The organism is Xanthomonas vesicatoria ATCC 35937 (assembly GCF_001908725.1).
In the GTDB taxonomy this organism is placed as follows: Bacteria; Pseudomonadota; Gammaproteobacteria; order Xanthomonadales; family Xanthomonadaceae; genus Xanthomonas; species Xanthomonas vesicatoria.
Genome location: NZ_CP018725.1, coordinates 4,519,971 through 4,533,918 on the forward strand (window position 1 = coordinate 4,519,971; position 13,948 = coordinate 4,533,918).

Genomic DNA, 13,948 nt, shown 5'->3' on the forward strand with positions numbered 1-13,948 from the left:
CGCAGTCTTCACGTTTGCATCACTAAGGTCGCGCGCTTTTGCGGGGAAACTTCGCGAGATGGAGACGGAAACGCCCATCGATAACGCGGGGCCGCTGTCGCACGACAGCCGACAATGTCAGCTATTGGTGCAAAGCGTCTCCGATTACGCGATTTATATGCTCGACCTCGGCGGCTACGTGCGTAGCTGGAATCCAGGCGGTGAGCGCATCAAAGGCTATTGCGCCGATGAAGTGCTTGGTTCGCATTTTTCGCGCTTCTATCTTCCCGAAGATGTGCAGCGCGGTGAGCCAATGCAGAATCTGGACATTGCCAAGCGACAGGGACGTCTGGCCGCCGAAGGGTGGCGTCTACGTAAGGGCGGCAGCCGCTTCTGGGCCAGCGTGGTGATCGAGCCAGTGCTGGAGTTTGGCGTGCTGGTCGGGTTTGCCAAGATCACCCGCGATGTCACCGACCGTCACGAAGCGCAACGGCTGCTGCAGCAAGCGCAGCAGGCGCTGTTGCATTCGCAGAAAGTCGACGCATTGGGGCGGCTGACGCTGGGCATGGCTCACGATTTCAATAACCTGCTGACGGTGATGGTGACCAGCCTGGATCTGATCGCGCTGCGTGCCGGCGACGATGCGCGCACGCGCATGCTGGTGGAGGCGGCGCAGACCGCGGTGGATCGCGGCACCTTGCTGACTCGCCAGCTGCTCGCCTTCGCGCGCGGGCAGCGCCTCGTTCCGGAGCGGCACCCCACCAACGCGGTGGTGACGCGGACGCTTGAGTTGTTACGCCGCGCCTGCCCGGCAGGGGTGGCACTCTCGCTGGATTTTGCCGATGCGCTACCCGATGTGCGCGTGGACCCCAGCCAATTGGAATCTGCGCTGCTCAATCTGGTGTTCAATAGTTGCGATGCGATGCCGGCCGGTGGTGCCATCACCCTGATCACCGCTGCGCAGCGACGCGTCGCACCGTCGGCGCCGCAGGGCGCAGTGCGCAGTTACGTCAGTATTGCAGTACGCGACAATGGCCCCGGCATGTCGGCGCAGGTGGCGCAGTGCGCCAGTGAGCCGTTTTTCACCACCAAGGATGTCGGCAAAGGCTCCGGCCTGGGATTGAGCCAGGTATATGGCTTTGCGTCCCAATCCGGTGGCTTTGTCGATCTTCAAACCGCACCTGGGTGCGGTACCACTGTCACCCTGTTTCTCCCGGCCATCGAGGAGGCCGAGCATGACTGAACCCCTGCGTCTGCTGATGGTGGAAGATCAAGAAGAACTCCGCGAGTTGATCGGCGAGGCACTGCGCGATGCAGGCATCAACGTCGACACCGCTGACGATGCGCAAGACGCCTTGCATATGCTGCGCGACAGCGGCCCGTATGATGTGGTGTTCAGCGATGTCCGCATGCCTAACGGCATGTCGGGGATTGAGCTGAGCGAGCAGGTGGCGCAGCTGCTGCCGCAGGCGCGCGTCATTCTGGCATCGGGGTTTGCGAAGGCGCAGCTGCCGCCGCTGCCGGCAGGCGTCGACTTCCTGCCCAAGCCCTATCGTCTGCGTCAGCTGATCGATCTATTGAAGGGGCCTGCCGCCAACGCCTGAGCGCTGGGGGCAGCAAGCAGCTGCGGCGGCTTCAACGACTCTGGTAGTACACCTTGTCGATGGCGATCTCCACCGGTGCTGCCGGTGGATCGGCAACCAGCATGAAAGGCTGTTTCACCGCCTGCAGATCCAGGTCGTGGAACGCACTGAGCGGAATACTCACCTCGTGCCAGACGCCATCGCGCACCAGTCCGTACTGGTTGCCGCCGGCGGCAAAATCCACCCAGCTGTCACCAAAGCTGGTGTTGATCCCGATCTTGAACGTCGATGCCGTGGTGGTCTTTACCTGTAGCTTGAGCTCACCACCGGCGTAGGCAGCCAGATTGCGGTAATCGCTCTGAATTCCTAACCCGTACCAGGCCCCGGCATTGGCGCGATATGCCATGACATTGCCTCCTTCGAACGGTGCCTGCGCGATCGGGCTGAGGTTGTTCCAGAGATAGAGTTCGGCGTCCTGACCGAAGGTCAATCGCGCACTGGTATCGGCCTGGTCGGTGAACACGCCAAAGCGTCCGGCCGGCGTTGTATGTTGGGCGCCTACGTACAGTTGCGAACCGGGGTTTTGATACAGGCGAATGTAGTCGACCTCCATCTTGCCCGGTAGCAGCGCGGTGACCGCTGCCGGTGAGGTCACCCCGGTGTAGGTGACGCCCACGGCCAGGTTGAGCAGCAGATAGTGCGGCTGATGGAACTCGTGTAACGAGGCGCCTTCGATGTTGGAAATCGCAAATTCGAAGTACTGCTGTCCGTCGATCGAGACGCGGATGAACTGCGGGTCCCAGGTCATGCGATACACATGAAAATCATTGTGCAGATTCACCGGGCTGGTATAGCTGGTGTCGTAGTCGGCCTGCGAGCCGTTGTAGTCCCAATGCACGGCGGCACCGATACGGCGATTGGCGGCGCCGTTGGCGATCGCCGCAGCCATGCCGGCTTCCATCAGATCGATTTCGCCGCGCCCCGGCCACACGCCGATGGTGCCGAGCATCCAGTACGCCGGCCATAGCCCGTTGCCGACCACCGGCGTCTTGATGCGCGGTTCGAGCGTGCCGTATTTGAAATGCATGCGGCCTTCGGTCTTGAGGCGCGCCGAGGTGAAGGGCATGCCCCCGAACGCCTCGCGGCGCGCGTCGATCACCAGCCGTCCGTTTTCGATGCGCGCGTTGTCGGGGCGGCTGGTGTAGTACTGCATCTCGCCATTGCCCCAGCCGCACAAGCCAAGCTGACAGCCGTTGCCGACGTCGTAGGTCCACTTGCTGCCATCGATGGACGGCCCATTAAAGTTGTCTTCCCACACCAGGGTTTGCGCCTGTGCGCAAGGTGTCAGTGCGAGGCCCAGCACAACAGCGAACTGCAGGGTGACGCTGCGTACGACGCTCATGCGTAACTCCAACGATGGACCGGTGTCCGTGGAGGAGCAACGCTGCGCAGCGCTTACTTCAGAGTCAAAGCAATTGTTCGGCGTGTTTCCGTTCCGTGGTGTTCATTCTGGAATATTCCATCATCGGTATGACGACGGTCGCAACAGGCTGCTGCTGCATGTTGCGCGGCAGCAGCCTGTTGCGATCGCCGATCCCCAGAAGCGGGTATGCCTCGAAGATCCAGGCCTGCCTACACCAGCCGAAGCCCCGGGGTTTTCAGGACGCATGCAAGCGCTTGCAGCATGCTTAGGACATCCGAGCGTCGTACGCAGACAGTCCCTCTGGACATCGGCGCCTCATGCCGGCGGCGACCATCAGCGTTACCAGCACTGCTCAGTGCCCCGCATGCACGGTCCACGCGACCAGGCGGATCACCAACGGCCGCACGACCAGCACGCAGCAAAACGCGGTAGGCATCGCAATGCGGTAGGCGTCCAGCACGCGCCATCCGAATCCCGGCGCCAGGCCGGTGTTGGCGCCGGTAATCACGATGCACATCAGCAGCGCCATGATCGCGGCCATATAGAACGCAAACACAAACGGGGTGGCGCGTGCGCCAAGCTTCCAGCGCGGGCGTGCCAGTGCGGAAGAAGGTGGGGATGACGACATGCGGTGACCTCGATGGCCGCGAACCAGCGGCGTAGGGCAACTCTAGAATGCGCGTCGCTGGCCGGGTAGATCGCGTAACCTTGCGGCTTACGTAAGCAGATCTTACGAATGGCTCGGGAATAGTTGCTCAATAAATGAATATTATTCAGTCGATTCGCAGTTTCGTCAGCACTGTTGACGCAGGCAGCATCGCCGGCGGGGCAAAGGTGCTGGGCGTCAGCGCCGCCGCGGTCAGTCAGAACATTGCCCGGCTGGAGCAGCACCTGGGCGCGCGCCTGCTGCATCGGACCACTCGCAGCCTGGCACTGACCGAGCGCGGTGCGCTGTATTTCGAACAAGTGCGGCAGCTTGAGCGCGACCTGGAGCGTGCGCGGCAACTCGTGGCCGGCCCGCAGCAGGCACCTGCGGGGCGATTGCGCGTGGCCAGCACTGCCGCGTTTGCGCGCCATGTCCTGGCACCGATGCTGCCTGCGCTGCGGCAACGGTATCCGCAGCTGGAGATCGAACTGTTGTGCACCGACCGCGTGGTGCAGCATGCGCAGGAGAATATCGATGTCAGCCTGCGCATCGAAGCGCAGCTCGACGACGGCCTGGTGGCACGCTGCATCGCGCAGGTACCGTTCGTGGTCTGCGCCGCGCCCGAGTATCTGGCCCGCTGCGGCACGCCCACGCACCCGGACGAGCTCAAGTATCACGACTGCCTGTTGCTGCGTTACCCGGTCGATGGGCGCTTCCTGCGTTGGAACTTCGTGCGCAACGGCGTGCGGTTTCAACCGCAACTCGGGCAGGCGATGGTCAGCGACGATGTCGACGCGCTGGCCACCATGGCGGTGGCCGGCGGCGGCATTACCCGGCTGGCCGCCTTCGTCGTGCAGCCCTACCTGCAGCACGGGAAGCTGCAGGCACTCTTCCTGCCCGATGGCAGCGACACCATGCAGCCGGCGATCGAGCCATTGCGCTTGTTTCTCTGCGTCGCCGACCGCCGCGACTTCACCCCGAAGGTGCGCGCCTTTATGGCGCACCTACTCGAGCGCCTGCCGCCAGAATGGCGCGCCGTCGAACCGGACGCGCTGCCGATATCGGTGCCCACATCGGTTTAGATCGCTCCACCTACGTATCGAGCGGCGCAAGGCGTGTGGATGGCGCACTCACGGTGAGTGCGCGTGTTACCTGATTTCGAGCGCCGACCTGGCCTGCGTGGTGGTCGCGCAGTCGTTTGCTACGCGCTCTTGAAACGGTGAGCCGCGACGGCGCACTCACTGCAGCCTGAGCATCACCACCGAGTGCGCGGGCAGCGCGACCGTCAACACCTTCGCTTGCAGACGCGCACCGTTGAATGCCTTCGGCTCGACGACGCGTGGCTGCGCAAAGCTGTTATGTGCAGTGATCGCCGGCGCGGTCAGAATCTGCCCATCGACATGGCGTGCGGCCAGTCCTTTCACGTCCACGGTGACAGTCGCTGCGGCAGTTGCATCCAGATTGGTCAACGCGACATACACATGCCCATCCTTCGCCTTCACTGCTGAGCCGTGTACCGCCGGCACATGCGCGTCGCCGTGGCGGTACTCGGGCGTCTGCAACTGCAGCGGTAGGTGTGTGGCGTCCTGGTAGGGCTTGTACAGCGCAAACACGTGGTAGGTCGGCGTCAGCACCATGTTGTCGCCATCGGTGAGGATCATCGCCTGCAATACGTTGACCATCTGCGCGATGTTGGCCATGCGCACGCGCTCGGCGTGCGTGCTGAAGATGTCGATGTTCAACGAGGCCACCAGGGCATCGCGCAGGCTGTTTTGTTGATGCAGAAAGCCCGGGTTCGCGTCGGGCAGGCCGGCATACCAGGTGCCCCATTCGTCGACCACCAGCGCGACTTTCTTGCCTGGGTCGTACTTGTCCATGATCGCGCTGTGTTTGGTGATCAATTCGCCCATCACCAGCGTGCGCGACAGCGTGTCGATCCAGGCGCTCTCGTCGAAGTCGGTCGACGACGCGCGCGGCGGCCAGCCACCTGGCACGGTGTAGTAATGCAGGCTCAGGCCGTCCATCAGCGTGCCGGCCTCGCGCATCATCACTTCGGTCCAGTGATAGTCGTCGTTGTTGGGGCCGGGGGCGATCTTGAGCAGCGGCTGATTGGCTGGCGCCTTGACGAAAGTCTGGTAGCGTCGATACACGTCGGCGGCGTATTCCACCCGCATATTGCCGCCGCATCACCACAGCTCGTTGCCCACGCCGAAGTAGGGCACTTGCCAGGGCGCATCGCGGCCATTGGCGCGACGCTCGTTGGCCAGGCTGGAGCGGGTGGGGGCGGTCATGTATTCGGTCCACTGCGCAATCTCGTCCGGCGCCGCATTGCCCACGTTGCCGGCGATGTAGGCCTGGGTGCCGAGCAGCTCGGTAAAATCCATGAACTCATGGGTGCCGAACCGGTTCGACTCTTCGACACCACCCCAATGCGTGTTGACGCGGATCGGACGTTTGGCCGGGTTGCCGACGCCATCGCGCCAGTGGTATTCGTCAGCAAAGCAGCCGCCCGGCCAGCGGATGTTCGGTACCGCAATGGCTTTCAATGCAGCGAGCACGTCGTTGCGGTATCCGCGTGTGTTCGCAATCGGGGAGTCTGCGCCGACCCACACGCCACCGTAAATGCCGGTACCCAGATGCTCGGCAAACTGACCAAAGAGCTGCCGCGAGACCTGGGCGCCCGGTTGATCCACACGTAGCGTCCCGGTCACCTTGACCTCGGCCGCCGACACGCTACCCACGCTGGTTGCCAGGGCGGCCGCAACGACGGTATGCGCCAGCCGCCCGCATGCTGTCCGCAACGTGAGGGAAATCCACTGCATCGTTTGGCGCTCCTGGGTTGGTCGTTGGGGTTGATCACGCGCTGCCGCAGCAGCAGTGCCGCGGTAGCGTAGTGCGTGGCGCCGTTGCTTGTCGTGCTGCAGCGCGAGCGATACAGGCAAGCACGGCCGGTGCGCTGGTGTGCGGCAGCGAACCTCTTGCCGCCGAGATGTGCGCAAGGGCATGGTCGGCAGATGCGTGACACGGCTATGCTCGCCAGCTTCCATCAGTGGCAGGGCGATTCATGCAGCGAGTGTTCGGGCAGTTGCCAGACGGTGTCGAGGTCCACGCGCTTACCCTGCGCAGCGACGCCGGGCTGGAGGCCGAGGTGCTGACCTATGGCGGCATCCTGCATGCGCTGCGGCTGACCACCGCACAGGGCGTGGTGCCGCTGCTGTTGGCCTTGCCGGACCTGTCTGCCTATGCGGCCGATGGCGACAGCCTCAATATCCTGGTGGGCCGCTTCGGCAATCGCATTGCCGGTGCGCGCTACACCCTGGATGGGGTGACGCATCTGCTCGCCGCCAACGAAGGGCGCAACCAGCTGCATGGCGGCCTGCGTGGCTTTGGCCGACGCGTGTGGAGCGTGCTGGAGCAGGCCCCGGATCACGTGCTGCTGGGTTACGACTCGCCCGATGGCGAAGAAGGCTACCCCGGCAATCTGCAAGTGCGTGCGCGTCTGGCGCTGCACGAGCGCCGCCTGCAGCTGGACTTCGAAGCACAGTGCGATGCCGCGACGCCGTTGAACCTGACCCATCACCCGTACTTCAACCTGTCGGGCGACCCGCACACGCGGGCAGCGTCACAGGTGTTGCGCGTGCCTGCCGACCGCTATCTGCCGGTGGATGCCGAATCGATTCCGACCGGCGAGATCGCCTCGGTAGCGGATACGCCTTTCGATTTCCGCACGCCTGCTGCGCTGGCCGACCGCATCGACCCCGCGCATCCGCAGGTGGTGCTCGGCAAGGGCTATGACCAGTGCCTGGTCCTGGCACACGGCGCGGACCGCGTGGCCGAGTTGTACTCGCCGCACAGTGGCGTGGCGCTACGCATCCACAGCGATGCACCGGCAGTGCAGCTTTACGAGGGGCAGCATCTGGACGCCCATCACCCGGGCCTGGGCCGCGGGGTCTGCCTGGAGCCACAGGACTATCCGAACGCGCCCAATCACGCCAACTTCCCGTCCACGATCCTGCGCCCGGGCGAGACCTACCGCCGCCGCATCGTCTATCGCTTCGCCAGCCCTGGCCCGGACCAGCCTTGGGATGTGGTCAGTGCTGCGCTGGATGCTTGAAGGTCACCTCAGCGAACGGAACGGGGTCGGGCGGCGCGGCGGCTGCTTGCAGCACAGGGGGCCGGGTCTCCTAACCGTTTGGGCATAGTGCGCGCTCGCTGGTTGGGCGCCAGCGATGCAGTGGAATTGCACGCGCACGCCATCGCACGCCGATCCATACAGCAGTCAGGTCACCCTGATTGTCGATAGACGCCGCAGCGGCAAGCCGTTCCGCCTGCACTCGATGGCGTATGGTCCGCGCATTGGCCGAAACGCCCGATGCGTGGGTCATGGGGCGGTGGCATCAACGTGCAGTGACCCAAAGTTGTCCACATCCGGCGTGCCGTCCCGCCCCAGGTTAGGTGCGGAGCAGTTGCACGCCCACCGCCATCAACGCGGCCCCAGCACCAGTTCGATTACGAACTTGCTGCCGAAGAACGACAGCACCAACAATGCCATCGCAGTCAGCGTCCAGTGCACTGCCTTGGTGCCGCGCCAGCCATTGCGCCAGCGGCCGACCAGCAGTGCGCCGAACACGATCCACGACAGGATGCTGAGCACGGTCTTGTGCAGCAGCCGCTGCGCCAGGAAATCCTGCACAAACAGCAGCCCGGTCAACAGGGTCAGGCTCAGCAACACGAAGCCGACCGCGATCGTGCGGAACAACAAGGTTTCTAGTTCGGTCAACGGCGGCAACGCCCGCAGCCAGGTATGGAAGTCGCGGCGTCGCAGCGCACGCTCCTGCAGCCACAGCATGATCGCCAGCAACGCGGCGATGCCCAGCGTGGCGTAGGCCAGCAGCGCCATCCAGGCGTGCAACTCCAGCCGCCAGCCCAGGTCCGCGCTCGGCTCGTGGCCGTAGGAGTGATAACAGGCCAGAAGGATCGCCGAAAGCGGAAACACCACCACGCCCACCGCTGCCATCCGCCCGCGGCCGCCAAACACTGCCGTCAACGCGGCCATGCCCAGGCCGCACAGCGACAGCGCTGCAAAAAAATGCATGTCCGGCCCGCCGGCGGTGCGGAACGCTACCAGCACGTGGTACCCGGCATGCAGTGCCACCGCCGCCAGTGCAGGCGCCAGCCAGTGTGCAGGTGCCTGGTTGCCGTCGCGTAGCACCGCCCGGGTGAGCAGCGCCGCGGCCAGCAGATACAACGCGAACGCGATGAGAACGATTGTCATCGTGGAAGTTTCGCATATTGGTGGGCGGGGATTCGGGATTCGGCAATCGGGATTCGGTAAGCAGTAGCCGGGGCGCGCAAGATTTGAGGGGCTGGCAGCGAAGCAGCTGGGGTCCGGGCATTGACCTGAAGCGTCGTTGGGCTGGCGGTGGCGCGGCCGGCTTGAGCGAGCTGATCATGTCGGGACACGCCGGGGCCCTGGTACCTGGCGGGGCGCTGACCGGGGCAGGCCGTCAGCCGGTGCCGCTATAATCGGTGCCCGTTTCCCCTTACGCGGTCCTTTGCGCATGTTCGAGTCCCTTACCCAACGTCTCTCCGGTACCATGGAGCGCCTGCGCGGCCGCGGCCGCCTGACCGAGGAGAACATCCGCGAAGCCACCCGTGAAGTGCGCATCGCGCTGCTCGAAGCCGACGTCGCATTGCCGGTGGTGCAGGCGCTGATCGAGCGCATCAAGGTACGCGCGGTCGGCCAGGAAGTGCTCAAGTCGCTGACCCCGGGCCAGGCGCTGATCAAGATCGTGCGCGACGAGCTCACCGCCGTCATGGGCGCCGCCGCGGCCGACCTCAACCTCAATGTGCCGGCGCCAGCCATCATCCTGATGGCCGGCCTGCAGGGTGCGGGCAAGACCACGACGGTCGGCAAGCTCGCCAAGCACCTGAAGGAAAAGCGCAAGAAGAAGGTCATGGTGGTCTCGGCCGACGTCTATCGCCCGGCCGCGATCGAGCAGCTCAAGACCCTGGCCGAGCAGGTCGGCGTGCTGTTCTTCCCCTCCGATGCCTCGCAAAAGCCGGTCGACATCGTGCGTGCGGCCATCAGCGATGCGCGTAAGTCCTTTGCCGACGTGCTGCTGGTCGATACCGCCGGCCGCCTGGCGATCGATCAGGCAATGATGGACGAGATCAAGGCGCTGCACGCCGCGGTCAACCCTACCGAGACCCTGTTCGTGGTCGATGCGATGACCGGCCAGGACGCCGCCAACACCGCCAAGGCCTTCGGCGAGGCACTGCCGCTCACCGGTGTGGTGCTGACCAAGACCGACGGCGACGCCCGCGGCGGTGCCGCGCTGAGCGTGCGCTACATCACCGGCAAGCCGATCAAGTTCGTCGGTACCGGCGAAAAGACAGACGGCCTGGATGTGTTCCATCCGGATCGCGTCGCCAGCCGCATCCTGGACATGGGCGACGTGCTGTCGCTGGTGGAGCAGGTCGAGCACAGCGTCGACCAGGAAAAGGCCGCCAAGCTCGCCGCCAAGGTTGCCAAGGGCAAGAAGTTCGACCTCAACGACATGAAGGAACAGCTCGAGCAGATGCAGAACATGGGCGGCATCCATGGGCTGATGGACAAGCTGCCGGGCATGGGCCAGATCCCGGATAACGTCAAGCAGCAGGTCACCGGCAAGGAAGTGCCGCGCATGATCGCCATCATCAATTCGATGACCAAGAAGGAACGCCGCAACCCGGCCCTGCTCAACGGCTCGCGCCGCGCCCGTATTGCACGTGGCTCGGGCATGTTGCCGGCCGACGTCAACAAGCTGATGAAGCAGTACCAGCAGATGGAAAAGATGATGGGCAAGCTGGCCGGCGGCGGCATGAAGGGCCTGATGCGCAACATGAAGGGCATGATGGGCGCCATGGGCGGCCGCGGCGGTATGCCGTTCCGTTGAGTCTGCCCAATTGCTTGCGAGTGCGCCGCGCATCGCGTTGATGCTCGGTAGATTGACGTGATAGGTCTGGCCCTTTGCGTCGTTGCGACGAAGCTGCGACGCGCCAATGGCGTGCGCGCTGGCTGATTGTAGGTCCGGCATGCAAGCCGTTGAGGCGAAGACTTTCTGAGATGATGCCAGGCTGTGCGCCGCTGGCGTGATCTCGCCGCAGCCTGACTGCGCCTTCCACGCGTGGCGCCCAGTTCGCCTTCGAGATGGATAGATGACCGAAAGCCTTGTTTACCCCGCCCAGGACGACGCTGCGATGTTGGCGGCGTATGCCGATGCACGCGCGACATTCAAATTTTTCTGGCGGGAACTGTCCTGGGAATATCGTCGGATCGTGCCGGCGCTGTCGCTGGCGGCGATCAAATTGCCGTTTGCCACGGACGCTTCTGCAATTGGTGCGCCTTCGCACGAACACATGTGGGTATCGGACGTGCAGTTCGACGGCGACCAGCTGTCCGGCAACCTGCTCAACGACCCTGCATGGATCTCGGGGCTGACCGCAGGCGACGCTGTCTCTGCGCCCATTGGCGAACTGGAAGACTGGATGTACGTCAGCGACGGGCTGGCGTACGGCGGCCACACCATCGATGCGATGCGTCGCACGATGTCGCAGGACGAACGCGCTGAACACGATGCCGCCTGGGGCCTGGATTTCGGCGGCCCGGGCGCAGTGCGCCTGGTGCCTGCGCGCGTGCAGGAGCGCAAAGGCGGTTTGTTCGGCAAGATGTTTGGCAGCAGGCCGGCTCAGCCCATCGCAGCGGAGCAGGATCCGTCCGAGTGCGAGCATCCGATGAGCGAGAACATGACCGCCCAGTTCGACCAGGGCCTGCGCGACCAGCCTGAGATGGCACATTTCCGCGACGACGCTGGCTGGACGCTCTTGCAACGCGATGCCTTGGCTGGCAATTATCAGCCGGTCTCGTTGCTGCTCAAGTACGGCGCGGATGCGTCGCTACGCACGCCCTCGGGAAAAACCGCGCTGGACCTGGCGCGGCAGATGCAGTGGCCCAGAATCGTGCAACTGCTCGAAGAGCATCCCTGAGGTCGCCATGACACAGTCGCTCGCGTTGAAAGGCCCGTACTCAAACGTCGCCACCTTCTGCGAGCGCTTTGGCTTGCGCGTTCCGATCCTGCTCAGTCCCATGGCCGGCGCCTGCCCGGTGCCGCTGTCGGCCGCTGTCGCCAACGCGGGTGGCATGGGCGCGATGGGGGCGGTGTTGTCGCAGCCGCAGGACATCGTGGCGTGGATGCACGCCTTCCGGCAGGCTGGTGACGGGCCTGCGCAGGTCAATCTGTGGATTCCCGATCCGGCCCCTGTCCGCAATGCAGATGCGGAGTCGCGCCTGCGCGGTTTTCTTGCGCAGTGGGGCCCGCCGGTGGCCGAGGCCGCAGGCGATGCCACCCCAGCCGACTTCGATGCGCAGTTCGACGCCTTGCTCGCTGTCCGCCCGGCAGTGGCCTCCTCGATCATGGGCCTGTTCCGGCCCGACCAGATTGCGCGGCTGAAGGCGACCGGCATCGCCTGGTTCGCCTGCGCCACCACGCTGGAGGAAGCGCGTGCGGCGCAGGCTGCAGGCGCGGATGCGGTGGTTGCGCAAGGGGCTGAAGCGGGCGGCCATCGCGGCGCGTTCGATGCCGGTCATGCGGAGCGGCAGATGACCGGGTTGTTCGCCTTGCTGCCGCGGCTTGTCGATCAGCTGGAGATTCCGGTCATCGCCGCCGGCGGCATTGCTGATGCGCGCGGCATCGCTGCCGCGCTGACGCTGGGCGCGAGCGCGGTGCAGATCGGCACCGGCTTGCTACGCACCCCCGAAGCGGCATTGCCCGACGCCTGGGCCGATGCATTGGCGGACGCCGAGCCGGAAGATACCCAGCCAACCCGCGCGTTTTCAGGCCGGTTGGGGCGGGCATTGCTCACCTCTTACGTGCGTGCCGCCACTGCTGCGGATGCGCCGCCGCCTGCCCCATATCCGGTGCAGCGCGGCCTGACCGCAGCGATGCGCCAGGCAGCGGCGCGCGACAACCGTCTGGCATCGATGCAGGCCTGGGCAGGCCAATCGGCATGGATGGCGCCCGCGCAGCCGGCCGGTGAACTGGTCACGCAGTGGTGGACGCAGGCGCAGGCGCTGTTATGTCGCTGATCTTCTGCAACGGCGCACCGGCGAGCGTGCAGCAGCTCGGTGCTGCGGCGCTGATCAACTACGGCCACTTCACCACGCTGCAAGTGCGCGACGGTGCCACGCTGGGGCTGGACCTGCATTTGCAGCGTCTGCAGGAAGGCAGCCGCGCGCTGTTTGGTCAGGAGCTGGAAGCGGATCGGCTGCGGGCGCAGTTGCATGCTGCATTGGTGGCATCGGCCATGGCCGATGCCAGCCTGCGCGTCACCGTGTTCGCGCCCGAGTACGATTTCCGCAATCCATTGCGCGAGGTCGCACTGGATGTGCTGGTCGCCATCTCGCCGCCAGCGGACATGCCGGAGACCGGGCTGCGCGTGCAGGTGACCGATTACGTGCGCGAGCGGCCGGAACTCAAGCATGTCGGTACCTTCCCATTGCTGCATCTGCGCCGCCTGGCCATGCAGGCCGACCACGACGATGTGGTGCTGCAGGATCAGCAGGGCAGGGTGCTGGAGGGGGCGTTCTGGAATCTGGGACTGTGGGAGCGCGGCGGGGTGGTCTGGCCGCAAGGGCCGGCGCTACTGGGGACCCGGCAGCAGTTGCTGCAGTCCGGGCTGAAGGCGCTGGGCATCGCCCAGGTCAGTCGCCCGGTGGAGCTGAGCGAGCTGGACCGTTTTGATGGCGCGTTCGCCTGCAATGCGCGCGGGCAGCAGGCCATCGTGGCGCTGGGGCCGGCACGTTGGGGTCCGCATGCGGCGCAGCTGCCGCTGCTGGAGCGGGCCCTGCAAACCCATGCCTGGCAAAGGATCTGAGCAATCTGCGGTGCCGGCGAAAGGTGGCTTGGCTTCGCTGCCGGAGCCCGCTATAATCGCTGGCTTACCGCGCCACTCTGGCGACTGGGCAAATCAGGAAAACGACACCATGGTCAAGATTCGACTGACCCGCGGCGGCGCCAAGAAGCGTCCGTTCTACCACATCATCGTGACCGACGTGCGCAGCGCGCGCGACGGCCGCAACATCGAGCGTCTGGGTTACTACAACCCGGTTGCGCAGGGCGCAGAACCGCGCATCGTGCTGGACGTTGCACGCGTCGACCATTGGGTCGGCCAGGGCGCACAGCTGACCGACAAGGTGCGCAACCTGTATCGCGAAGCATCCAAGTCCCAGGCCGCTGCGGCCTGATCTTGAGGGCCGGGCATCGCTGCCTGGCCCGG

General features: G+C 64.9%; 12 protein-coding genes and 1 pseudogene. 9 read left to right on the plus strand and 4 right to left on the minus strand.

The window, feature by feature from the left end:
• Positions 1-58: 58 nt before the first annotated feature.
• Positions 59-1,222, plus strand: a complete 1,164-nt coding sequence (locus tag BJD12_RS19720) for a two-component system sensor histidine kinase NtrB (protein WP_005989893.1) — start codon at positions 59-61, stop codon at positions 1,220-1,222.
• Positions 1,215-1,583, plus strand: a complete 369-nt coding sequence (locus BJD12_RS19725) for a response regulator (protein WP_005989891.1) — start codon at positions 1,215-1,217, stop codon at positions 1,581-1,583. The genes BJD12_RS19720 and BJD12_RS19725 overlap by 8 nt, the downstream gene beginning before the upstream one ends.
• A 31-nt stretch (positions 1,584-1,614) precedes the next feature.
• On the opposite strand, the gene BJD12_RS19730 is transcribed toward BJD12_RS19725, so the two are convergent.
• Positions 1,615-2,964, minus strand: coding sequence for a glycoside hydrolase family 16 protein (locus BJD12_RS19730; protein WP_005989889.1), 1,350 nt, complete (start codon positions 2,962-2,964; stop codon positions 1,615-1,617).
• 373 nt (positions 2,965-3,337) lie between these two features.
• Positions 3,338-3,613 carry a DUF2798 domain-containing protein gene (locus tag BJD12_RS19735; RefSeq protein WP_039420142.1) on the minus strand — a complete coding sequence of 92 codons (276 nt, stop codon included), beginning with the start codon at positions 3,611-3,613 and terminating at the stop codon, positions 3,338-3,340.
• A 134-nt stretch (positions 3,614-3,747) separates the two neighbouring features.
• On the opposite strand from BJD12_RS19735, the gene BJD12_RS19740 reads away from it, so the two are divergent.
• Positions 3,748-4,713 (plus strand): LysR family transcriptional regulator, encoded by a 966-nt coding sequence (locus tag BJD12_RS19740; RefSeq protein ID WP_005989885.1) that lies wholly within the window; start codon positions 3,748-3,750, stop codon positions 4,711-4,713.
• Positions 4,714-4,869: 156 nt separating this feature from the next.
• On the opposite strand, the pseudogene BJD12_RS24365 reads toward BJD12_RS19740, so the two are convergent.
• A pseudogene (locus tag BJD12_RS24365) lies at positions 4,870-6,453 on the minus strand (alpha-N-arabinofuranosidase).
• A 242-nt stretch (positions 6,454-6,695) separates the two neighbouring features.
• On the opposite strand from BJD12_RS24365, the gene BJD12_RS19755 reads away from it, so the two are divergent.
• Positions 6,696-7,745 (plus strand): aldose epimerase family protein, encoded by a 1,050-nt coding sequence (locus BJD12_RS19755; RefSeq protein ID WP_005989882.1) that lies wholly within the window; start codon positions 6,696-6,698, stop codon positions 7,743-7,745.
• A gap of 369 nt (positions 7,746-8,114) precedes the next feature.
• On the opposite strand, the gene BJD12_RS19760 is transcribed toward BJD12_RS19755, so the two are convergent.
• Positions 8,115-8,906, minus strand: a complete 792-nt coding sequence (locus tag BJD12_RS19760; protein ID WP_005989881.1) for a cytochrome C assembly family protein — start codon at positions 8,904-8,906, stop codon at positions 8,115-8,117.
• Between the two features lie 286 nt (positions 8,907-9,192).
• Here BJD12_RS19760 and ffh point away from each other — a divergent pair, with 286 nt between their 5' ends.
• The 5 genes from ffh (at position 9,193) to rpsP (ending at position 13,916) form a co-directional block, all read left to right on the plus strand.
• Entirely contained in the window at positions 9,193-10,569 is a 1,377-nt protein-coding gene (gene ffh / locus BJD12_RS19765) for a signal recognition particle protein (protein ID WP_039420145.1), read from the plus strand.
• 262 nt (positions 10,570-10,831) lie between these two features.
• Positions 10,832-11,659, plus strand: coding sequence for a DUF2314 domain-containing protein (locus BJD12_RS19770; RefSeq protein WP_005989879.1), 828 nt, complete (start codon positions 10,832-10,834; stop codon positions 11,657-11,659).
• A gap of 7 nt (positions 11,660-11,666) precedes the next feature.
• On the plus strand, positions 11,667-12,758 hold the full coding sequence (locus BJD12_RS19775) for an NAD(P)H-dependent flavin oxidoreductase (RefSeq protein WP_005989878.1): 1,092 nt from the start codon (positions 11,667-11,669) through the stop codon (positions 12,756-12,758).
• Positions 12,749-13,546 (plus strand): aminotransferase class IV family protein, encoded by a 798-nt coding sequence (locus tag BJD12_RS19780; protein ID WP_005989877.1) that lies wholly within the window; start codon positions 12,749-12,751, stop codon positions 13,544-13,546. The genes BJD12_RS19775 and BJD12_RS19780 overlap by 10 nt, the downstream gene beginning before the upstream one ends.
• 109 nt (positions 13,547-13,655) lie before the next feature.
• Positions 13,656-13,916 (plus strand): 30S ribosomal protein S16, encoded by a 261-nt coding sequence (gene rpsP, locus BJD12_RS19785; RefSeq protein WP_005989876.1) that lies wholly within the window; start codon positions 13,656-13,658, stop codon positions 13,914-13,916.
• Positions 13,917-13,948 lie beyond the last annotated feature (32 nt).